Genomic DNA, 23,405 nt, shown 5'->3' with positions numbered 1-23,405 from the left:
AGAAAATGAGCATCTCACTGGAGCTTACTTTCATGAAAAAGCAGTACGCATCAATAGATATTTTAAGATTCTGATTAACTCCTTTGAAGTAATGATTAAAGGAATGGAGAGAGAACAGTTTCTCAAATTCAGAATGTCACTTCTCCCAGCTAGCGGTTTCCAGAGTGCGCAATTTAGAATGATAGAATTTTACAGTACAGACCTTTTAAACCTAGTACATCCATCAGTTAGGTCTCGCTTTCGCGAAAGCGGAATAGATAATACTAACGAGGATTTATATGAACATATATACTGGAAAAAAGGTGGAATAGACATGTACACTGGAGAAAAAACATTGACACTAAAACAATTTGAAAAACGTTATACTCCTAGGTTTTTAAGAATCGCTGCCGAAGTTAAAAACACCAATTTGAATCAACGATTTAATTCTTTGCCAGATGAAGAAAAAACTCCAAAATTACTGGAGACATTGCGCTCACTCGATCAGAATGTAAACATCAACTGGAAACTAATGCACACTGGTGCAGCGCATCGTTATTTGCGCAAAGAAGGACATGCGGTACAAGCCACCGGCGGTACGAATTGGAAAGAATTTCTACCACCTAGTTTTCAAAAAATATCATTTTTCCCATCTCTATGGAATGAGCAAGAGCACGGTGACTGGGGAAAAGAATGGGTTAATCATGTATTAAACACAAAATAAATGATCAAAAAAATTATTGCTACTTCATTATTTATAGGTTTGAGCATCATCTCCTGCAAAAAAGATGATAAAGATCTAGATCCTGTAGCTCCAGTCGTACCAGTTGTGGAAGAACCTATGATTAAATACGGTTTTGACCTTAATGAATATGAAATAGTAGCAGATACCGTAAAGAGTGGTGCTACCTTTAATGATTTAATAATACAACACATTGTAGAAGGACAAAGCGCTTATCAAACTGCCAAAAGACTGAATGAAATCTATGACTTACGTAGGATACAAGCAGGTAAACCCTTTAAAATTTTAAAAAGAAAAGATAGTATAGGTACACCAGAGGCATTTATTTATGAGCCTAGTAAGTTAGACTACGTGGTAGTTAATTTTAACGATACTCTGGCAGCTTATAAAGATAAACACCCCATAACATATAAAAGAAAAAAAGCTAGTGGCATTATAAATTCTACACTTTCTGAGGCAATGGCAGAGGAAGGATTAGGCTTGAGTGCGATATATGAATTATCTGACATTTATAGATGGTCTATAGATTTCTTTAAGCTTCAAAAAGGAGATCGCTTTAAAATGATATATAAAGAGAGATATATCAACGATTCTATTTACGCAGGCATTGAATCTATAGAAGCCGCCGTTTTTGAAACTGATGAAACACCATTTTACGCCTTTGATTATGTGACAGACTCTGTTACTGGAATCAGCGATTATTACGATGAAAATGGTAAAACATTAAGAAGCTTTTTCTTAAAAGCACCAGTAAATTATTCTAGAATATCCTCTAGATTTACTAAAAGAAGATTCCATCCTGTTCAAAAAAGATGGAAAGCTCATAAAGGAACAGATTATGCCGCTGCATATGGAACACCTATTGTTGCAACAGCAAATGGAGTAGTTACTAAATCTAGCTACACTGGCGGTAACGGTAATTATGTTAAGATCAAACACAATGGCACCTACTCTACTCAATACCTGCACATGACTAAACGTAAGGTAAAAGTAGGCCAGCGTGTTAAACAAGGTCAAGTCATAGGAACAGTAGGAAGTACAGGACTGGCAACTGGTCCTCATGTATGTTATCGATTTTGGGTAAATGGCCGTCAGGTAGATCCATACAAACAAAATTTACCTAGTGCAGACCCTTTACCTAAAGATAAAATGGAGGATTACTTACAGTTTATCGCACCACTTAAAGATGAGATAGATCAAGTACCTTTTAAAGGTGTTGAAGACATTCTCTAAACTAACTTGTCCCTACCAATTCTTAGAAACTAGAACGCTATGAAAAATATCAATCCTACATCTACCGCAGCTTGGAAAACTCTTAAAGAACATTTTACAAACGTAAAAAACTTGAACTTAAGAGAAGCTTTTGCTCTCAACCCTAATAGAGCTAATGAACTTACCATCAATGAAGGTGATTTTCTAGTAGACCTTTCTAAGAATCTTATCACCAAAGAAACGCAGCAAAAACTTACTGACCTAGCAAAGGAATGCGAGCTAAGTGAAGCCATTAATTCTTATTTTAATGGTGATAAAATTAATGCTACAGAAAAGAGAGCTGTTCTACATACCGCATTAAGAACTCAGGATACTAGTTCTAAAGAAGGAGAAAAAGTAGCTGCTGCTCTTGCAAGTAAAGAAAAAATGTTTGCTTTTGTAGATGCAGTAAATGATGGTAAAATTACCGCAGCAAACGGTCAAAAATTTGATACCATAGTAAATATAGGTATAGGTGGTAGCGACTTAGGTCCTGTTATGATTTATGAAGCTTTACAGGCTTATAAAAATGACATGACATTACATTTTGTTTCTAATGTTGAAGGTGATCATGTAGAAGAGGTTATTAAAAAAATCAATCCAGAAACTACACTTTTTGTAATCGTTTCAAAATCATTTGGCACACAAGAAACTCTGACTAATTCTACAACCATTAGAAATTGGTTCATTAAAAAAGTAAATGAAGAAGCGGTTTCACAACATTTTATAGCAGTAAGTAGTAATGTGCAAAGAGCTGTTGATTTTGGAATCGATCAAGAAAATATCTTCCCAATGTTTGATTGGGTAGGTGGTCGTTTTTCACTCTGGAGCACCGTAGGAATGTCTGTAGCATTAGGAGTAGGCACTAAAAATTTTCAAGAACTGCTAGATGGAGCACATGAAATGGATGAGCATTTTAAAAACTCTTCTTTTGAAAAAAACATTCCTGTGCAACTGGCTTTATTGACTATATGGTATAATAATTTTTTCAAAGCACAAAGTGAAGCCATAATTCCATACACGCAATATTTGCATAGATTACCAGCATATTTACAGCAAGCCATAATGGAAAGTAATGGTAAAAGCATAGATCGCAATGGTGATTCAGTAAATTATGAAACAGGAAATATAGTTTGGGGAGAACCAGGAACTAACTCACAACATGCTTTTTTTCAATTAATTCACCAGGGAACAAAGTTGATTCCTGCTCATTTTATCGCTTTCGCGAAAGCGAAATACCACCAGCCTGATCACCATAATAAGCTCATGGCAAATTTCTTTGCTCAAACGGAAGCATTAATGAATGGTAAGACCAAAGAAGAGGTTGAGAGCGATTTACAATCTTCAGGAAAATCTGAAGATGATATCAAAAAGCTTACTCCATTTAAAGTATTCACAGGTAATAAGCCTACCACTACCATTCTAATAGATGAACTTACTCCTAGAAGTTTAGGTAAGTTAGTAGCTATGTATGAACATAAAATATTTGTTGAAGGAGTTATCTGGAACATTTATAGTTATGATCAATGGGGTGTTGAATTAGGTAAAGTTCTAGCAGATCGTATACTAAACGACATAGAAAAGTCACAATCTGACGCTCATGATGCTAGCACAACACAACTTTTACAAAGATTTTACTCAGTTAAATAGTTATAAATCTGTTTTTCAATTAATTAATGTTAATTAGTGTTTTACTTCTTAATGTTAGCTTAATATTAGAATGGTTGTTTAGGGTGTACTTTTGCAAAATCAAACTAAACAAATTCTGAAATGAACAGATCATTAAAATTTTTATTTACGATTGGACTTTTTATAAGTTCCATGGCAGTAAGTGCTCAGGTAACTACCTCGAGTATTAACGGTCGTATCATGGAAATGATGGACAATGCCGAAGAACCTTTGTTAGGTGCAACAGTGCAAGCATTGCATGGCCCAACAGGAACTAACTATGCTACTTCTACTGACATAGAAGGTTATTACCGTATTTCTAACATGCGTGTAGGTGGTCCTTACACCATCACGATTACCTATGTAGGTAAAAATGAGGAGAAATTAGAAAACATCTATTTACAATTAGGTGAGTCTGAAAGAATAAGTATAACTATGACTGATGAGTCTAATGCTTTGGACGCTGTTGTAATTAATGCTGTTAGAGATGGTATTTTTGATTCTGGTAAAACAGGTACAGAAACTAACATCTCACAACGTGAAATCAACACAATGCCTTCTGTAACAAGAGGTATAGGTGATTTCTTAAGAAAAACGCCACAAGCTGATGTATCAGAAGGTGGAGCTATTTCTATCGCTGGTCAAAACAATCGTTACAACTCTATCTTTATTGATGGTGCGGTAAACAATGACGTTTTTGGTCTTGCAGGATCTGGAACTAACGGTGGTCAGATAGGTGTAAATCCTATATCAATAGATGCTATTGAGTCTTTTCAAGTAAATGTAGCACCATTTGATGTGCGTCAATCAGGTTTTACTGGTGGTGCGATTAACGCAATTACTCGTTCTGGTACAAATGAAATTAAAGGAAGTGCTTATTTCTACACTCGTAATGAAGATCTAGCTGGTAAAACTCCACAAGCAATTATTGATCAGGCAGATCGTTTAAACGGCGCTGACCCAGCACCTAGTAGAGAAAAGCTTGATGACTTTACAGCAAATCTTTATGGTGTACGTGTAGGAGGACCTATCATTAAGGATAAATTATTCTTCTTTGTTAATACAGAAATTCAAAGAGAAGAAGAGCCTAGACCATTTCAAGCAGACTCTTACGGTGGTGATAGTAGTATCGCAGATATTAATACTCTAAGAGATAACTTGATCAGCCAGTTTGGTTACAACCCAGGTGGTTATGAAAATACTGTAACAGAATTAAATAGTGAAAAATTCACTATTAAATTAGACTACAACATTGATGATAAGAACACTATTACTGCAAAGCACAACTATGTTAAAGGTGAATCTATCTCTCCAAACCAAAGTGGTAGCAGATCTATCAATTTTGCTAATGCAGGAATCTTTTTCCCGTCTGAAACTAATTTTACTACTCTTGAGTGGAATACTACTAATGGTAGAAATTTATCTAATAACTTAATCGTAAGTTATACTTCTGTTAATGACAACCGTGATCCACTAGGAAACCCTTTCCCTAGAGTTAGTATTGATGATGGTGATGGTTCTATCACATTCGGTTCTGAAGCATTCTCTACTGCAAACATTCTTGAGCAAAAGATTTTCACTGTAACAAATAACTTTGAAGTTTCTAAAGGAGCTCACAATATGACTTTCGGTGGTAACTTTGAAAACTATGACATAAGAAACGTTTTTGTAAGACAAAACTATGGACAGTATCAATTTGATTCACTTGCAGATTTCAATACTTATTTTGATAATGACCCATCAAATGATGCTCTTGCTGACTCTTATTTCCACTCGTATTCTTTGCTTGACCCAGCAGGAACTACAGGAGATGATATTCAAAATGCGGCAGCTGCATTTAACTATTCTCAATTAGGTTTATATGCTCAAGATCAATGGAGTATAACTGATAACTTTAAATTTACTTACGGTGTACGTTTTGACGTACCATTCTTTGAAGATGGTCAAGTAAATGATGACTTCAACGATAGAACTGTTGCTCTATTAGAAGCAGAAGGTAAAGATCTTCAAGGCGCACGTGTAGGTAAGGCAATAAAGAGCCAAATTCACGTTTCTCCGAGAGCAGGATTTAACTGGGATGTAAATGGAGATAGAAAAACTCAAATACGTGGTGGATTAGGTATTTTTACTTCAAGAATACCATTAGTATGGCCTGGAGGAACTTATAATAACAATGGTATCGCTGTAGGTGGTACTGCTGCTTTCGGTTCTCAAACATTTGTTGCAGACCCATTCAACCAGCCTCTTAATGGTGCTCCAGCTCCAGGAAGTGGTGCAAACGGTGGACAGATAGACATCTTTGCTCCAGACTTCAAATTACCACAGGTAATGAAGTACAACATCGGTATCGATCAGAAGACTGATATTTGGGGATTAATTGTTAGTGCAGACTTCTTATACAACTCTACTATCAACAACGTTTTCTATCAAAACTTAAACTTAAAAGACCCAACAGCATCTTTGAACAATGAAGATGGACGTCCATTCTATGATCGTGGTGATGAAATAGACCCTACTTACACTAGAATTATTTTAGGTACTAACACTAATGAAGGATGGTCTTACAACGGTACTTTTAGTATCTCTAAGCCATTTGAAAATGGATTCGGCGGTCAGGTTTCTTACTCTTACGGTCAAGGTAAATCTATTTTTGAAGGAACTTCTTCTCAAAACAGTTCTCAGTGGAGAAATGTCGTAACTGTTAACGGTAAAAACACAGCTGGTATTGGTAATTCTCAATTTGCCTTTGGTCACAGAATTTCTGCAAACGCATCTTATGAGATCAAGTGGAATGAGAATATTAAAACTACCTTCGGTATGTTCTATAATGGACAGCAAGGTAACGGTATCAACTATACATACCAAGGACGTGATATCTTAAACGATGATTCAAATGACAACGCTTTATTCTACATTCCAAGAGATCAAAGTGAGATCAACCTTGTAGATAACAACGGTTTCACAGCTGCTGAGCAATGGGCTGCACTTGATGCTTATATCGAGAGCAACGACTACCTTAGTGAGCGTAGAGGAAAATATGCAGAGCGTAACGGTGACCGCGGTCCATGGAACCACATCGTAGACTTGAAAGTTCTTCAAGATTTCAGTTTAAACCTTAATGATAAGAAGCACACTTTCCAGGTTTCTCTTGACGTATTTAACTTCTTCAACCTATTGAACAAGGATTGGGGTAAGCAAGAATTTGTTAACTCAAGTTTTGGAAATGTAGGTGTTGTAACTGTAGAGCGTAATGGTGTTGATCCAGAATTCTCTTTCAACCCTAACTTCTCAGAAACATTCACAAGTTTTGATGACGCTGGTACACGTTCTTCAAGATGGCAAATGCAAGTAGGTCTTAGATATATCTTTAACTAAGAAACCTATGAGATATTCTTTCTAAAGAAAGAATATTAATTAAAATTATTTATAAGAACCCTACTCAAAACGAGTAGGGTTCTTTGTTTTTGGATTATTTTTGAATCAAATAATTATTGATATGTATTCCATTCTTAAATCTGCTCACTCAGGTTGGGCTTACTTACTTTTATTAGTTTTACTAGTTGCTACTGTAAATGCACTCATAGGCTTTTTCGGTAAAAAAGAATTTGGTAACAAAGATTTTAGTCTCGCCTTAGTAGGCTTGATCGTAACTCATATTCAACTGTTGTTAGGTTTAGCACTTTGGTTTGTAGGACCCTATTTTTCTATGCTTTTAGAAGATTTTGGAGGATTAATGACACCAGAATCTAGAGGCATCCGTTTGCTCGCATTAGAACATCCACTAACCATGATTATCGCTGTGGCATTATTAACTGTAGGTTATTCTAAACACAAAAAGAAAATAGTAAGCAATGGTAAATTCAAGATGCTGGCTATTTTTTATACACTTGCCTTTATACTAGTGTTATCGATAGTGCCTTGGAAACAATGGTTATAGGATAGTAATGATCTCGCTTTCGCGAAAGCGTAAATAAATAAAATAAACCGCTATTGCATCCGGAAGGTTGCAACAGCGGTTTTTTACTTCTACGGACTAACTAACTATATTTGAAGAAAATAAACGCTATGAAAAGGGAACCTCTATTATTAGTTATTGCTTTCCTGATTGCTACCTCTGCTGTTCAAGCTCAAGATTGGATTTATAGAACTCCTATAAAAAATATCTCTGATATTACAGAAATAGATATCTCGCCAGATGGTAGTATTTTCTTGTTTGATAAAAGCAATCTACTCAATAGAATGTACGTTAGTGAAAATGGCGGTGCAAGCTACAGACTAGAAGGAAACGGTCAAGGATTTGACATGCAAGTATTAAACGACAACCTCGCTTACCTAGTAGCAAATAACCGAGTGATTAAATCGACTGATAAATTTCTGACATCACAGCAGTTTCCCGTACTATCCTTTAGATTAACCAGTATATTTTTCCTTAATGAATTAGAAGGTTATGTGTCCGGAGGAAATGGAGAAATATGGAAAACCATTGATGGCGGTAACAACTGGACTAGACAAACTACCGGTACTACAGAAAACATAAATGACGTCTATTTTTTAGATAGTAACAACGGTTTTGCATGTGGAGATGACCGTACTTTTTTAAGCACTACAGATGGTGGTACTACTTGGAATCCTATCATACTGCCCATTCAAGATTTCTGGCCATTGCATAAAATTACTTTTTCTAGTGCTAATGACGGCATATTAATAGCCTCTGGAGGATTCATTTTTTATACTAACGATGCCGGCGTTACTTGGAATACTGCTACCAGTGGAACAAATGAGCAGCTTAATGATGTAGATTATATCAATAATCAATATTACATAGTAGGAAATGATGGTATAGTTTTAAATAGTAACGATCTAGGACAAACGTGGAGTCTACAAGATCTAGGAAGAGATGATTTGTATAGTATCGCAGGAACTCCTTCTATTTTATACATAGGTAGTGAAGAAATCGTACTTCAATCTACAGATAATGGCACTACGTGGAACAGTCACTTAGAAGACTTTACTATGAGCGACCTAGAACAAGCCTCTTTTGCAAACAGCAATACTGGGCTTATCGTTGGAATAGGAAATAATGGTAGTGCTGTCTTTAGAGATGTTATGTACCGTACTACAGATGCTGGTGTTTCTTGGGAGCGCAAAACCGTAAGTGGTGGTTATTATGCAGTGCAGCTCAAAGAAAATGGTGAAGCGCTCACCACTAACTTTAATATCAATCGTGTGAGTTATTCTGATGATTTTGGAGATACTTGGACAAACATCACTGGACCTAATATTACACAGCAATTTATTGCCAAAGACGTCTGGTTGAAATCTAGAGATGACTTTTTTGTAGTAGGCGGTAACTTTTTTGCAAGCGATGGGATTTATCGTTTTCAAACTGGAACCGGCTGGACTCATGATACCACAACAGGAAACACAGAGTTTATTAAATTTCTAGATGACAATGTAGGCGTCGCTACTAACACAAGTAACCAAGCTTTTAAAACCCTAGATGGAGGAACCACCTGGACACCTATCAACTACAATGGTGGGAATTTTGAAGGCATCGAATTCATAGATGCAAATACGTTCTATATCGGTCAGCAAGTCACAACAGATGGCGGCCTTACTTTTCAATTTCACAACTTTCCAGGAGTTATACTCAGCTACCGCTTCTTCACTTCCACGTTTGGCATCGGGATGAACAGTAATGGAGATGTCTATCAAACCTTAGACGGTGGTAACAACTGGCAATTGATTCTAGATCCTGTCACAAACGTAGGAACGCAGTTTTTTATTACTGAAGATAAGATCTATAATTTTCAAGACCGTACAGACATTTATACGCTAGATATAAGTACTGTGCTAAGTAATCCTGAAAATACAAATCAAAAAGAGCTCGTATCGATCTATCCCAATCCTACTTATAATTTTGTAATCATTGAATCAAGCGATACTGTTGCTCAAAAGGCAGAAGTATTTGATCTCAACGGGCAGCTTTTAAAATCAATTGAATTAACAAATCGTTCCACTAGATTAAATCTCGCAGATCTTTCAGATGGTTTGTATTTTATTCATTTAATGGATGCTGCTAGCAGAGTGATCTCAGCTCATAAAGTAATAAAGAGATAATGTTGTTCTCGCTTTCGCGAAAGCTTATAAATTTAAAACACCTCTTGAAAACTACAAGAGGTGTTTTTTATTATTTATCAGTATTAGTTGCTTTTCGTTTACTTTCAGACCATTTGAAATAAGTAAAAAAAGCAAATTGTACCAAAGCAACTACAAACAAAGTTTCATAGTATGCTTTTTCTCTTAGAAGTACACAATAAACACCTAATCCTAAAAATATGTAGCCCAATACTAAATATTTGTATGTTGATTTGTAAAATTTAACTAAGTATTTCATAGGGTTTACTTTAAGTTTGCAATGGTATTAAGACCGCATAAAGCTGCCGAAAATGCTATAACTTCAATTGGTTTTACAGCAAATACTGCGGTACATATCCAGTTTGATGTACACTCCTCAAAAGCGCATTGCATACAAGCACTAAATCCTGTAGTAGTTTGTAAACAACTTCCTTTTTTAGCTGAATTGCTTTGATCAGTTGAGAAATCAAATAAGAAATGACCATTATCGTTATCGGAAATTAATTGATTACCCATCAACCCTTCTTGATTAATTTTAATTTGATACAATGGTTCGTCTTGATAATTTAGGAGGTGTTTTTTTATGGATTATTAATCTCATGCTCCTTATAAAGGTTAGTAAATATTATAATACCTATTTTAGAATACTATAAATTTCCAACACGTTTCTAATCAAGTAATATAGGCTAATTAAAAATAAAATAGTTGTAAAAATTAGGTGACTTGAACTTACTTTTCTACTACTAATTGAATTAACTATAGCTTTTTTAAAACCTATTAAACAAGAGCTAATAAATAAAAGACATAAAACTGTAGCGGCAATTAATAAAAACATAGCAACTGATTAAAATTTATTTTACCATAACGAAAATCCAGAATAACACAAAGCCCATTCTGCAACGGTAAAAGCTACTCCAATAGGACCTAGCAATCTCGTAGCAACAGTTTTGATCAATCCTCTAATAGCAACTCTTGTACCTGTCTCAGCTGCATTACGTAGTAAATCAATAGAATTAAAACCTATGGCTCCAAGAGCACAACTTATTGCTCTATCCCAATCTACACTTTTGATTTGCAGATTATTTAAACCATCTTCAATAGAGATTATCCCAATTCCAATTATTGCAATTCTAGAATCATCTAAATTTGGAAAATCTTCTTGAAGCTCACCCAGCGTAATACCGTATTCAGGAAGAATGGCTAAAGTCTCCTCAACAATTGGAGCGAGTAAATCAGAAGCTTGACCTTCGTCTAATAAAGTAGAACCATTAGCAATAGACGCTATATTTACTGAATCTACAAAAGTTGCTACCGAATTCCGCAATTTGCTCAAATCAACATCTTCAGTACTTTTCATTTCACTAAATCCTAAGTTGCGAGTTTGATCAGTATTAACATTTTCTTCACTGCAAGAGTTTAAAACAAAACAAAGTCCAAATAAGAAAAACGGTAAATATTTAAAAAATTTTTTCATAATTAAAAAAATAAAGTTAATGCCTACTCGTAACGATTTTCAGCTTACCTCGTTAGGGAGAATTTTATTTTGATTTGCAAATCATTACAAATCAAAAAAAAGAAAATAATCTTAGCAAGACCTTAAGAATCCATTAAAAAAGTTTTTACACATTTTTAACTCATTGTAAATGTTTTGTTTAAGGAATTATTTTAGCTTTTATTTTTAAAATTGAACAAAGTCATTAGGTTGATATTCTAATAATAAAAGTCAAAGTATCTAGCAAAGAGTGTAAGTCTCAACCAGAAGGTTAGGTAAATCGACCTGTCAGAAAACGTGATGACCGTCGTTCTAATGAACGTAATAATGACCGTAAGGTAGGTATCACCACTTCATAATAATGATTCTAAATCTGTAAGATTAGCTTTTAATTTCACTTTCGCGAAAGCGATAATCATATCCATAAATATTGTTGAGCTGAAAAGTTAATTAACCTAACTTACCTCTTGTGCAGCTGGCATAATTGCGTTTAAAATTTGATACACACGATCTACATTGCGCACGTTTTCTACCGTGAGAAGTAAACGCAAACCTGCACGAGTTTGCTTTTCTTTCATGCGCAAAATCTTCGGATTATTTTGAACTGCTTTTAGAACTTTACTAAAAGACTCGCTTTGATAAAAACCACTTTGTTGATCTGAAACAAAATACCCTATAAACTTACCTTGCTTCATGACAATTTTCTCCAAACCTAATCGAGTTGCAATCCATTTAATTTTTACACTGGTAAGTAATTGCTCTGCCTCTTCTGGCAACTCGCCAAAGCGGTCTATTAACTCATTTCTATAGACTTCTAGGCCTTTCTCATCTTCCACTTCATTGAGTTTTGCATAAAGCGCCAGTCGCTCGGTAATGGAATTGATATAATCATCTGGAAATAACAATTCAAAATCAGAATCTATGGTTACCTCTATAACATGTTTCTTTTCTTTCTCATTAGTTTCATAGAGGTCTGCAAACTCGTTTTCTTTAAGCTCCGTAATTGCTTCACTTAAGATCTTTTGATAGGTATCAAAACCTATTTCGTTTATAAAACCACTTTGTTCTCCACCTAAGATATCTCCAGAACCTCGTATCTCCAGGTCTTTCATAGCAATATTAAAACCGCTACCTAATTCTGAGAACATTTCTAAAGCTTGAATACGCTTGCGAGCATCTTCAGTCATCACTTCATAAGGTGGCGTGATGAAATAGCAAAATGCTTTTTTGTTACTACGTCCTACTCTACCACGCATCTGGTGTAAATCTGATAGACCAAAGTTGTTTGCGTTATTGATAAAAATCGTATTTGCATTAGGTACATCGAGACCACTTTCAATTATAGTCGTTGATACTAAAACATCAAACTCTCCATTGATAAAAGCAAGCATTAATTCTTCTAGCTTTTTACCATCCATCTGTCCGTGACCTATACCTATTTTTGCATCTGGAACAGATCGCTGTATCATCCCAGCAACTTCTTTAATATTTTCAATACGATTGTGGACAAAGAATACTTGACCACCGCGAGAGATTTCATAACTCACCGCATCACGTATCGTTTCTTCACTAAAACGCACGACTTTAGTCTCTACCGGATGTCTATTAGGCGGTGGTGTTTTTATCACACTTAAATCACGCGCTGCCATGAGAGAAAATTGTAGCGTTCTAGGTATAGGAGTTGCCGTAAGTGTAAGTGTATCTATATTTTCCTTGAGTGTTTTAAGTTTGTCTTTTACTGCAACACCAAATTTTTGCTCCTCATCAATAATAAGTAGTCCGAGATCTTTAAATACGATAGATTTACTAACCAATTGATGTGTCCCGATTACGATATCAATAGAACCATCTTCTAGTCCTGCAAGAACCCCTTTTCGTTCTTTGGCAGTTCTAAAGCGGTTCAAGTAATCGACTTTTACAGGAAGATCTGCGAGACGTTCTTTAAATGTCTTAGCATGTTGAAAAGCTAGAATGGTCGTAGGAACGAGAACTGCCACTTGCTTACCATTCACGGCTGCCTTAAAAGCCGCTCTTATAGCTACTTCTGTTTTTCCAAATCCTACATCACCACAAACTAATCGATCCATAGGACGATCGCTTTCCATATCCTTTTTTACATCTTCTGTGGCAGCACTTTGATCTGGAGTATCTTCATATAAAAAGCTTGCTTCTAACTCATTTTGCAAATAACCATCTGGTGCATACTGAAACCCTTTTTGCGAGCGTCGTTTTGCATATAATTTTATTAAATCAAAGGCAATTTGCTTGACTTTAGTCTTTGTTTTTGCTTTAAGCTTTTTCCACGCTGGGCTACCTAATTTATAAACCTTAGGCGCTTTACCATCTTTACTGCTGTAACGAGTGATTTTATGCAACGAGTGAATAGAAACATAAAGAATATCACGCTCACCGTAAATTAATTTAATCGCCTCTTGCTTTTTACCATTGACATCAATTTTTTGAAGCCCACCAAATTTTCCTATACCATGATCGATATGAGTAACATAATCACCTATCTCTAGCGTGTTCAACTCTTTTAAGGTTATAGCCTGCTTTTTTGCATAACCATTCTTTAGTTTGAACTTATGATAACGGTCAAAAATTTGATGATCAGTATAACAAACTACTTTTAAATCATGACTTATGAAGCCTCGATACAAAGGCATTACCAGCGTATCGTATTGCACATTTGCATTTAGATCTTCAAAGATGTCACTAAAACGTTTTGCTTGCTGGTCACTACTACAAAAGAGTAAGTTTTTATAACCGCTTTCTTCGTTTTCCTTTAAATTCTCAATCAGTAAATCAAACTGTTTATTAAAAGATGGCTGCGGTGCTGTTTTATAAACGATCATTCCGCTGGCCGTAGTGAATTCTACGTGATTGTATTCCTTAAGCTGTGATTTGATCAACGCACTATCACTAAATATCTCCTGTGGCGTTAACTGGCGTATTTCTCCTTGTAGCTGGTTGTATGCTTGTTCCGCTTTCGCGAAAAGCGAATCCACACGACCATATAATAAATCTACATTCATCGAGAAGATCACCGTCTTGCTTGATAGGTATTTTAAAAAGCTCTCTCGTATCTCATCAGACTGTTTGTTTTCTACATTTGGAATGATAGAAATCTTCTTCGTCTGTTCTTTGGAAAGTTGTGTTTCTACATCAAAAACACGTATGGAATCAATCTCATTTCCAAAAAATTCAATGCGATATGGTTCATCATTTGAAAAGGAAAATACGTCTAAAATTCCACCTCGCAACGAAAATTCCCCTGGCTCAGTTACAAAATCAACACGTTTAAATTTGTACTCAAACAGCACCTCATTTGCAAACTCGATAGATATTTGATCGCCTACACTTATTTTAAGAGTGTTTTTTTCTAATTCTTTGCGCGTTACTACTTTTTCAAAAAGAGCGTCTGGATAGGTAACAATAACCGCAGGTTTCTTGCGTGAGTTGATGCGGTTCAAAACCTCAGCACGCAGCAATACGTTTGCATTATCAGTCTCTTCAATTTGATAAGGACGTCGGTAACTGCCTGGATAGAAGAGGACTTTCTCCTCGCCTATCATTTTTTCTAAGTCGTTGAGATAAAAAGCGGCCTCTTCCTTATCGTTACAAATAAGCATGAAAGGCTTATCAGCATCTTTAAAAACAGCTGTTAAAACTATGGAAATAGAACTTCCATTAAGCCCTTGAACTGTGGTCGATCCTTGAGATGCAGACACCGCTTCTCGCAAGCTTTGCGTTTGTGCAGCTTGTGAAAATTTATTCAGAATAGTAGTAAAACTCATAATATCTTCACAAAGATACGTCCTGAATAAGGCATATCAAGAATATTGAGAATTCTTTAATAGTAGTGAAATAATATTGCGAGTACCTTTAGGTCATGAAGAAATTTGACGTTTTTATTTTTGGTACAGGAACTGCAGGAAAATTAGTTGCAAATGTATGTAGGGATGCTGGTAAAAGCGTTGCGATCATAGATAACAGAGAATATGGCGGTACTTGCTCACAGCGTGGTTGTGACCCTAAAAAACTGATTTTATCTTCTGTTGAAGCATTTGATCATGCTCAAAACATGAAAAATGATGGTATTTCTGGAAGTGTAGAGCTGGACTGGAGAGCTGCTATAAACTATGCCGGTAGATATACGAGTGACATACCTAACAATACCGAGAAAAACTTAAAAAGTAAAGGAGTTACCTGTCTCCACGGAGAAGCAAAATTCATTGATGCTAACACGGTCGTTTTAGAAGGTGAAAAATATCAAGCGAGTCATTTTGTGATTGCCACTGGAATGCAAACATTATCACTGGGAATTCCTGGAGAAGAATTCATGCTTACTTCTGACGATTTCTTTACTCTTAAAGATGTACCAGAGAAAGTAGTTTTTGTAGGTGCTGGTTATATAGGAATGGAATTCGGTCACATGCTTGCTAGAGCTGGATCAAAAGTAACACTGATAGAAAAAGGAGATCAAGTTTTAGGACCATTTGAAGAATTTACTGCAAACTTTATAGAAAAAGCATCAAAAGAATTAGGGATTCAAATTATTAAAAATGCTCAAGCTTCTAGTGTAGAAGAAAAGGAAGGCAGATTTATAGTTAATTATTCCAAAGATGATGGAATGCACCAAATTACTACCGATTGTGTTTTTAATACCGCAGGACGAGTGCCATCTATTAAAGCCTTAGACTTAGAGAAAGCAAATGTTCTTACCGACAAAAATGGTGTAGTTGTAAATGAATATTTACAGAGTACGACACAATCTCATATTTATGCATGCGGCGATGTATCTAGTAAGACATTACCTCTTACTCCTCTAAGCGGTATTGAAGCGAGCGTCGTAGCAAAAAATGTATTAGATAATAAAACTAAACTTGATATACCAGCTATCCCAAGTACAGCATTTACCATACCTCAATGCTCAGGTATAGGGTTAACTGAGGCACAAGCAAAAGAACAGTATGAAGAAGTTGAAATAGTCGAAAAAGATGCCAGTAAATGGTTCAATAATCAAAGAATTAACGCCTCTTTTTATGCCTATAAAATTATTACCGATAGGAAAACTGGTCTTGTTTTAGGAGCTCACATCGCAGGTCCAGAAGCAAGCGAGCAAGTAAACATGTTTGCCATTGCGATGAAAGCAGGAATGACCTTTAAAGAATTAAGAAAAACTATCTTTAATTATCCTAGCTGGGGTAATGATTTTAGAAGTATGTAATAGCGTTTTAGTAAAAACGAGTGTTAGAATATCATTTTGATTTCCGCCATTCTAAGAATTTTTTACCAGGATTTGTATCAACGTTCATAGACCCATGAATGCCTGATTGAATAAATAAAGCCATTGCTAGACCTAACGCTATATACCCTATTAATGAACTCGAGGACGGATCTATCGTGTCTACAGCAGATTGAAATCGTACAAAAATAGCGGCCAGAGCCCAGACTCCGACTAAAGCAAACTCTCGCATATTACGCAACCATATCATTAATGAATTAATAAAGAACGCTATTATAATCATAACTATAGTAATAATAACTTGTGTCTCCATAGCGATTTCATAGGCGCCATTGAGCCAGGCTGCAACATTTGCAATGGCAGCAACACTTATCCATCCAGAATATAGGCATAAAGGCCACCACACAAAAGCAATGATAGGAAATGGCGCATCCCATATTTCCATTTCTAACTGTTTGATACAAATGAGCAAACAAAACAGAATCCCAAACATCATCACTACTGATGACGCTATATTCTCATCAAGCCACAAAGCAACCCATAAACCACAAAAAATATTTGCAGCGAGAAACCACGGACTCGTAGTTGCTATAAAATCAGTTTTAAAATCCTTTTCTAACTTTTGATGCTTTTTAGAAAAGGCCACATAAACACCATAAATTCCAAAAACAGTCAACATTAAAAAGATAACACCCCATATGGAAAATGCATAAGATGCTGGCGTGAATAAGTTATCATATTCTGCACTTAATTCACCTACGCTTTTACCGTTGTAATTTCCTGTATTTGCATATCCATTCCACGCGATGAGTATAATTACACTTATTAAATTTACTATGGAGATCGTTTTTCTTAACATAGTTCAAAGATAAATGGATAACTATTAAAAAATATTAAACACAAGCCATTTAACGGCAATTTTAGTTTCTGTAGAATTTTGATTTGTGTTTTTTATTTTAACTCCACGACCTCATCATCTGCAATGACAAAGATCCTATTACCTTTTTTAGGCTGTAGGGAATATGTACCAGTAAAATCACCAAATGCTGGTAAAATCATACCGTATTCTGTACAGAAGAAACAAGAGAGCTTTAATTTTTGCCTGCCTATACCTTTTAACTTTACAGATGGATGGATGTGACCGGCAATGTTAAATTTGCCAGCTACTTCTTCTGGATGATGGGTTAAAAATAAATCACCCATTTGCAACACATCATAAGTTTTCATACCTAGTCGCTCAAAGGAATCTCTAGAAATGACATCATGATTTCCCATAACCAGCGCTATTTCTATCTCTTGAGACCGCAACCATTGTTCAAAAAAATGCCACTCTGCATTTTTATAGGAGTGAAATAAGTCACCCAGAAACCACAATCGAGAAGGTTGAAACTTTTCAATTACCTGGTTAAGTTTATCAAATTCTTGATCATCAGCCTGCGATGGCACAGCCATTCCATGCTTCCTGAAATGAGCACTTTTGCCCAGATGCACATCGGCCAGAAGTACCACATCTTGCTCCACCCAATAACACGCGCCACTGCTGTGCAATTGGAAGGTTTGATCTTGGAGTTTTATTTCTAAAGCCAACTTGCAGGATGTTTGTTTAATTAAATAAGGTTGTTTTAAGTAGGGAAGCTTGTTTTTAGTCCGCTTTCGCGAAAGCGAGAACTTTAAAAAGCATATTGTAATGATAGGATTAAATTACGTCCTGCTGCCGCAATGCCAGATGAGTACGTCCTGTATCGTTGGTCTGTTATATTTTCTACTATAGCAACCGCTGTGAGTGTATCATTTAATTTATAATTAGACCTAAGATTCAAAGTGTACCATCGAGGTGAATAGGGATTACCGTCCTTATCTTGCGCATATAAAAAAGGCCTGGATTGCTGGCTAGGAGCTAAATCTTCAAAATCAAACTGCCCATTAAACATTAGAAAGGCATCTAAATACCACCTGCTGTTTTTAAAGACGGCATGTAAATCACCAAAATTAGGCGATACATGACGCACAGGAACGGTAGCGCCATCCATTTCTTTTTGCTCTCCATTAAGCCAGTTGTAATGTCCATAAATTCTAAACTGATCGTTAAATTCATATTGAGCTCCTAATTCAATACCGTAAACCATTGCGGTCTCTGCATTTTGAATAGCTTGTACCTGACTCAATTCGCCTTGATACACGATCATATCCTGACCATTAAGTTGAAAATCTCTAGGCACTAATGCGTCTTTCAGGTAGGTGTAGTATCCTGAAAGATCCATGGTAAATCGATCACCGATACGTTTTTTTACACCTATTTCTGTATTATAAGAATACTCTGACTCTAGATTAGGATTAGGAACAATTACAGTTCCTGGACTAGGATCAAATAATTTTCCTTTATCATCGATATTAGGTGCCCTAAACGCTGTGCTCAAGTTTGCTCTTAGTTCTAAAGTCTCCTCTGGAATATAAGTTACTCCTAATGCACCTGTCAATGCTCCCGTACTTAGATTTGCGTTTGTAAAAGGAAAATCATAAAACTGATCGTCAAATTGCGCATCTAACCAGATATGATTATAACGTAATCCAGATTGAATTACTAATTTAGGGTCTACTCTCCATTGATAATTTGCATAGGCAGCGAGTGAACGCCAGGAGGAATTATCTGGATATCTGGTAGGAGCTGGCTCTCTTTGTTCGGTTTCTATATTAAAAACACTACCAGTGGAACTAACTCTATTATGAAAAAACTCTGCTCCGTAAAATAAAACGTTGTTCTCTCTATTGCGTCTTTCAAAATCTATAGATGTGGTAAATACATCTACTTGCTCTTTATTTTGAAACAGCTCTGGTTCTCTAAATGATCTATCATTGCGACTTTCTTCAAATTGCTGATAGGATTGAGAAATCATCATCTTATCATACCATTTTCCATTGCCTCGATGTAAAGCCTTTGCCGTTCCCATTAACCAGGTTTGAGGTCCATAATACCATTGTGCATTACGAGGGTTTCCATCATCATCTAATCGAGTTAAAATATCATACCTATTAAAATCACTAGTAGCGGTATAAATTATTCCTAGATCAAAGTCCCACTTTTGATTAGGACGATATTTAAATTTTTGAAGTAAGTTGATCTGATCAAAGCCCGTTGAAACTTGTTTTTTAGGATTGTCATTAATAATAACCTCATCCTGACCATTAATTCTCGTTACGTACTGATTGCGCAAATATTCATTAGGACCGTGAGAACCCATAACCAGATCTCCAAAGGAGTTGATACTTACACTCGTTGCAGCTGCAAACTTAGTAGTCCCATAATTAAAATCAAGGTGTGCTGTATTCTCATCATTTGCGGTAGCATATCTAATCAATGCGTTTCCTGTAAACGTAATAGAGTCCTGAGATAATTGTGGCTTTTTAGTATAGAAATTCATGACTCCACCTATGGCATCACTACCATAAACGACACTTCCTGGACCTAAAATTACTTCTGTTCTATCTATACTTAAAGGGTCTATAGAAATCACATTTTGTAAGTTACCACCTCTAAAAACAGCATTATTCATGCGTACACCATCTACGGTAATTAAAAGCCTGTTAGTTGAGAAACCTCTTATTAAAGGACTTCCTCCACCTTGTTGTGATTTTTGAACATATACTTGACCTGATTGCTGCAACAAGTCTGCGCTAGTTTGAGGATTATTTGTTTTAACATCTGTCGCATTTTGAGAGATTATCTTCTGCGGAATATCTTGCTTGCGCTGTTCAAATTTTGATGCAGAAATTACAATAGGGTTGATCTCTTCAGACCTTGGTTTCATTAAGATTTCCTGTCCTTCTTTCAACACCTCACTTTTATTAATCGCATAAGTTTCAAAAGCCATGCTTTGAAAATAAATGCGATCATCTTCTGAGAATTTTTGCAAGCTAGCAAGACCATCAAAATCTGTAATAGCGCTTACACTTTTGTCTTTGTTATAAACGATGACAGAAGGCAAAGGTTCTCTTGTTAACTCATTAAGTACAACAACTGTTTGAGAAGTCGCAAAAAAACTGGAGATAACACAAAGTAAGACTACTAATTTCACTTGTCGAAAAGTTGCTTTAATATAGATAATGAATGGGGTTTTTTAAAAGTTTGCAAATGTATTTGAAAATAGTCAATGACCAAATTTAATAGGACATTACGCTCCTCTCGATTCATTTTTATTTGATTTATCTCCTCAAAATCTGTGCCCAGGAATTCTTTAAATAAATTACTTTCTTTTATTGATAAGTGTTGTGGTTGCAAACCATTGTGATCAAAATTACCGTTAAGCAAATTAAAGTAAGGATTATCTAAGGTAGATGTATCTGGTTGAAACCCTAAAAACATTGTCATGTCTATTAACATCTTAATAGAAAAATTTGCTGCTTCTTGAGATTGATCTAAGTACCTAAAAACAGTGGACAAGTATTCAAATAGTTCTTCATCTGGCTGTTGCTCTGTCAGTATTTGCGAAAGCACTTCAGAAAAAAACATAGTTATGCTACTTTTCACAATGCTGCTATGTATGGTGATGTAGGGATGAATGACTTGAGCCTCCTTAATATACTCTAGAGAGCCTTTACCTTTATGATTAGTTTCTATTACTAATTGTGTAAGTGGCTGAAAAAAAGAAATACGTAGTTTACCTTTTCTCGTTTTACGTATTCCTTTAAGTATAAAAGATTGTGTTCCTAACTCTTTAGTATATAATCGCGCGATAAGATCAGCCTCACTATACTTTAAAGTGGATAGTACTAGTGCAGGAGTTTTTACAAGCATTTACCTTACTATCATCACTTTAGAAACTGTTGTTTCTATATTATCACTCGTCGAAATAAATAACATATAAACACCAGAAGCGACTTTATTCCCTGAAAAACTTCTTGTATCCCACGGAATACTTCCTCCTTGCGATACTGCTTCATAAACTAAATTCCCTTCTATATCCGTAATTTTAACTCTTGCTCTTTCTGTTAAACCATCAATGGTAACATTACCGTCAAATCCAGGTCTTACAGGATTAGGAAAAACCCTAACGCTTTCCAGATTTTCTTGAGGTTTACTGGAGCGCTCACCTTGAAATGCCACGATACCTTTATCTGTAGCAAAATATACTTTACCAGTCTCCTCATCTATAGCGATGTCATTTACAGAGTTTGTAGGTAGTGGTGAATTATCTGTGGTAAACTGAAACAAGGTTTCCCTTCCAGTAGGAGAAAAAAGGAATGCACCAGAGCTTGCGGTTGCCACCCATTTATTGTTATTACCATCTACCTCTATATCAAGTACAGCCTCGTCTTGTAATAATTCTCTAGGTATACCATTAGTATCTTCTATAACAATAGATCGTGCATCTTGAATTTCATCAGAAAATAAGCTGTTTGCATTTGATAAAACTCTCAAACCTAAGTTAGAACCTATCCATAATTGATTGCGTTGATCTATTCTCACGGCGCTCACATAATTATTAATTAGATTACCTTCTGAGACTTCATCGATCAATCTACTAAATTGGTCTAAAACTGGATCATAACCTATAAGTCCACCATCAGTAGAACCAAAAATAATTTTATCATCATTTGTTATTTCCATTTTTGTGGTACTGGAACCGTTAGAAACTTCTTCATAAACAGATCCTACGTCAAAAGCAGTCCAGTTACCGGAAGGACTTCTTCTACTTAAAGCAAAATCTACTTGTTGCTGGATCACCCATAAATTTCCTTGTGAATCGTATTCACCGTCAGGTATTCTAACAAAAAAAGTAGATGGTGGTAAAATGCTAGTAAGAGAACTATTGTTCACACCATACTGAGTACCGGCAGCACCGTCTATAAAATCAAGCAAGCCGTTATTCATAGAGTGAATAACTAGATCAGTAGGGTTTTCTGGGTTAATCGTTATGGTAGGAACACTACGCAATCCGTTAATTTCTGCATTTGTATAATTGATCCATCCTTCTTCTACAAAATGACTTATACCTAATGCAGCATTATCAGGCGTATAGAATAAATTATGAGATCCATAAGTTACCCATAATTCTTCTGGTAAGGTCTGAATAGAAAAGGCTGCATTTCTTGAGGGACCATCTGCCACGATAAACTCAAAATCAGATTGATTGCTCAAGTTCACCCTTATCATTCCATTTACTTGTGTCCCTATAAAAATATCATTACCTACAATTATAGCTTGTGTGAAATCAAAAGACTCACCATTGATATTATTGAGTGCTAGAAATTGATTTAATGCGGTATCATAAATTCTAATTTCATCGTTTAAAGTAAAAACTAGATATGCATCAGTTGAAGAGGCATCTAGCACTCGTGACTGAAATTGAGTCCCACTATTTACAAATGAAGTTCCATTAAAACTTGCTAGAGCGCCTCCTACAGTAACTGCAAATAGCCCAGTGTCAAAAGCTATTACCTCATCCCAAACGTCTGTATTAACTTGTTGCCAATTCATAAAATCAATAAGAAATGGGTCTGTAATAGGTGCTCTTCTTATGTTGTTTGACGCATCAAGTGTAGCTGCGTATAGAAAACCACTAAAAATCTCTAGGGAAGCAACAGGAATTTGTTCTCCATTATTTCCTATAAAATAGGTGTCATCAAATTCTAATCTATCTAGATTGTAAATAGCGATACCAAAGTCTGTAGCAATATAAATAAGGTCTCCACTCTCTAAAAACTCATTTATCTTCTTATTATCTGGCGGAATGACTTGCTTGTCTTTGATGGCTACTACATCGGTAACATCACCATTCTGGTCAACAATTTGTAACAATCCGTTTTCATAACCTATTACCAGCAATGATTTATCTTCACTATAATGTATCTGGCTTATCTCATCGCCGCTTAAACCGTTAACCGTAGTT

At 35.7% G+C, this 23,405-nt stretch carries 15 protein-coding genes; 7 read left to right on the top strand and 8 right to left on the bottom strand.

Going from position 1 to position 23,405, the window contains the following annotated elements; translation table 11 throughout:
• The 6 genes from A9Q93_RS00410 to A9Q93_RS00385 form a co-directional block, all read left to right on the top strand.
• Window positions 1-703: tryptophan 2,3-dioxygenase family protein (locus A9Q93_RS00410; protein WP_303685391.1), on the top strand; the 703-nt coding region annotated here is incomplete at its 5' end.
• Complete coding sequence (locus A9Q93_RS00405) at window positions 704-1,954, top strand: M23 family metallopeptidase (protein WP_303685390.1); 1,251 nt, start codon at window positions 704-706, stop codon at window positions 1,952-1,954.
• A 39-nt stretch (window positions 1,955-1,993) separates the two neighbouring features.
• The gene (gene pgi / locus A9Q93_RS00400; protein ID WP_303685389.1) at window positions 1,994-3,622 is read left to right on the top strand and encodes a glucose-6-phosphate isomerase; all 1,629 of its coding nucleotides are present in this window, start codon (window positions 1,994-1,996) and stop codon (window positions 3,620-3,622) included.
• Window positions 3,623-3,742: 120 nt separating this feature from the next.
• Complete coding sequence (locus A9Q93_RS00395) at window positions 3,743-7,015, top strand: carboxypeptidase regulatory-like domain-containing protein (RefSeq protein ID WP_303685388.1); 3,273 nt, start codon at window positions 3,743-3,745, stop codon at window positions 7,013-7,015.
• A 121-nt stretch (window positions 7,016-7,136) separates the two neighbouring features.
• Complete coding sequence (locus tag A9Q93_RS00390; RefSeq protein ID WP_303685387.1) at window positions 7,137-7,577, top strand: hypothetical protein; 441 nt, start codon at window positions 7,137-7,139, stop codon at window positions 7,575-7,577.
• Between the two features lie 128 nt (window positions 7,578-7,705).
• Window positions 7,706-9,760, top strand: a complete 2,055-nt coding sequence (locus tag A9Q93_RS00385; protein WP_303685386.1) for a YCF48-related protein — start codon at window positions 7,706-7,708, stop codon at window positions 9,758-9,760.
• A gap of 282 nt (window positions 9,761-10,042) precedes the next feature.
• Here A9Q93_RS00385 and A9Q93_RS00380 read toward each other — a convergent pair whose 3' ends face one another.
• The 3 genes from A9Q93_RS00380 to mfd form a co-directional block, all read right to left on the bottom strand.
• Entirely contained in the window at window positions 10,043-10,327 is a 285-nt protein-coding gene (locus tag A9Q93_RS00380; protein WP_303685385.1) for a hypothetical protein, read from the bottom strand.
• A 307-nt stretch (window positions 10,328-10,634) separates the two neighbouring features.
• Window positions 10,635-11,252 (bottom strand): hypothetical protein, encoded by a 618-nt coding sequence (locus A9Q93_RS00375; protein ID WP_303685384.1) that lies wholly within the window; start codon window positions 11,250-11,252, stop codon window positions 10,635-10,637.
• A 473-nt stretch (window positions 11,253-11,725) separates the two neighbouring features.
• Window positions 11,726-15,067 carry a transcription-repair coupling factor gene (gene mfd, locus A9Q93_RS00370; RefSeq protein ID WP_303685383.1) on the bottom strand — a complete coding sequence of 1,114 codons (3,342 nt, stop codon included), beginning with the start codon at window positions 15,065-15,067 and terminating at the stop codon, window positions 11,726-11,728.
• A gap of 95 nt (window positions 15,068-15,162) precedes the next feature.
• On the opposite strand from mfd, the gene A9Q93_RS00365 reads away from it, so the two are divergent.
• A complete protein-coding gene (locus A9Q93_RS00365) occupies window positions 15,163-16,500 on the top strand; it encodes an NAD(P)/FAD-dependent oxidoreductase (RefSeq protein WP_303685382.1) in 1,338 nt (445 codons plus the stop codon).
• Between the two features lie 31 nt (window positions 16,501-16,531).
• Here the strand turns inward: A9Q93_RS00365 and A9Q93_RS00360 are convergent, their stop codons facing one another.
• The 5 genes from A9Q93_RS00360 to A9Q93_RS00340 all read right to left on the bottom strand — a co-directional run.
• A complete protein-coding gene (locus A9Q93_RS00360; RefSeq protein ID WP_303685381.1) occupies window positions 16,532-17,377 on the bottom strand; it encodes a hypothetical protein in 846 nt (281 codons plus the stop codon).
• A 92-nt stretch (window positions 17,378-17,469) separates the two neighbouring features.
• Window positions 17,470-18,105 (bottom strand): ligase-associated DNA damage response endonuclease PdeM, encoded by a 636-nt coding sequence (pdeM, locus tag A9Q93_RS00355; RefSeq protein ID WP_303685380.1) that lies wholly within the window; start codon window positions 18,103-18,105, stop codon window positions 17,470-17,472.
• 83 nt (window positions 18,106-18,188) lie between these two features.
• Window positions 18,189-20,591, bottom strand: coding sequence for a TonB-dependent receptor (locus A9Q93_RS00350; protein ID WP_303685379.1), 2,403 nt, complete (start codon window positions 20,589-20,591; stop codon window positions 18,189-18,191).
• The gene (recO, locus tag A9Q93_RS00345; RefSeq protein ID WP_303685378.1) at window positions 20,588-21,310 is read right to left on the bottom strand and encodes a DNA repair protein RecO; all 723 of its coding nucleotides are present in this window, start codon (window positions 21,308-21,310) and stop codon (window positions 20,588-20,590) included. Before recO ends, A9Q93_RS00350 begins: the two co-directional genes overlap by 4 nt.
• Window positions 21,311-23,405 (bottom strand): T9SS type A sorting domain-containing protein (locus A9Q93_RS00340; RefSeq protein WP_303685377.1); only part of this gene is annotated, 2,095 nt, incomplete at its 5' end.

The organism is Nonlabens dokdonensis, assembly GCF_002162835.1.
In the GTDB taxonomy this organism is placed as follows: domain Bacteria; phylum Bacteroidota; class Bacteroidia; order Flavobacteriales; family Flavobacteriaceae; genus Nonlabens; species Nonlabens dokdonensis_B.
Note: the sequence above shows the minus strand (reverse complement) of the source record. Positions and strands in the feature narration are given on the sequence as shown.

What these genes read in the sequence shown, in the direction of transcription:
- recO (WP_303685378.1), bottom strand. Translation starts at nt 21,310, where the DNA reads ATGCTTGTAAAAACTCCTGCACTAGTACTATCCACTTTAAAGTATAGT.
- A9Q93_RS00375 (WP_303685384.1), bottom strand. Translation starts at nt 11,252, where the DNA reads ATGAAAAAATTTTTTAAATATTTACCGTTTTTCTTATTTGGACTTTGT.
- A9Q93_RS00405 (WP_303685390.1), top strand. Translation starts at nt 704, where the DNA reads ATGATCAAAAAAATTATTGCTACTTCATTATTTATAGGTTTGAGCATC.
- A9Q93_RS00365 (WP_303685382.1), top strand. Translation starts at nt 15,163, where the DNA reads ATGAAGAAATTTGACGTTTTTATTTTTGGTACAGGAACTGCAGGAAAA.
- A9Q93_RS00385 (WP_303685386.1), top strand. Translation starts at nt 7,706, where the DNA reads ATGAAAAGGGAACCTCTATTATTAGTTATTGCTTTCCTGATTGCTACC.
- mfd (WP_303685383.1), bottom strand. Translation starts at nt 15,067, where the DNA reads ATGAGTTTTACTACTATTCTGAATAAATTTTCACAAGCTGCACAAACG.
- A9Q93_RS00390 (WP_303685387.1), top strand. Translation starts at nt 7,137, where the DNA reads ATGTATTCCATTCTTAAATCTGCTCACTCAGGTTGGGCTTACTTACTT.
- A9Q93_RS00360 (WP_303685381.1), bottom strand. Translation starts at nt 17,377, where the DNA reads ATGTTAAGAAAAACGATCTCCATAGTAAATTTAATAAGTGTAATTATA.
- pgi (WP_303685389.1), top strand. Translation starts at nt 1,994, where the DNA reads ATGAAAAATATCAATCCTACATCTACCGCAGCTTGGAAAACTCTTAAA.
- A9Q93_RS00395 (WP_303685388.1), top strand. Translation starts at nt 3,743, where the DNA reads ATGAACAGATCATTAAAATTTTTATTTACGATTGGACTTTTTATAAGT.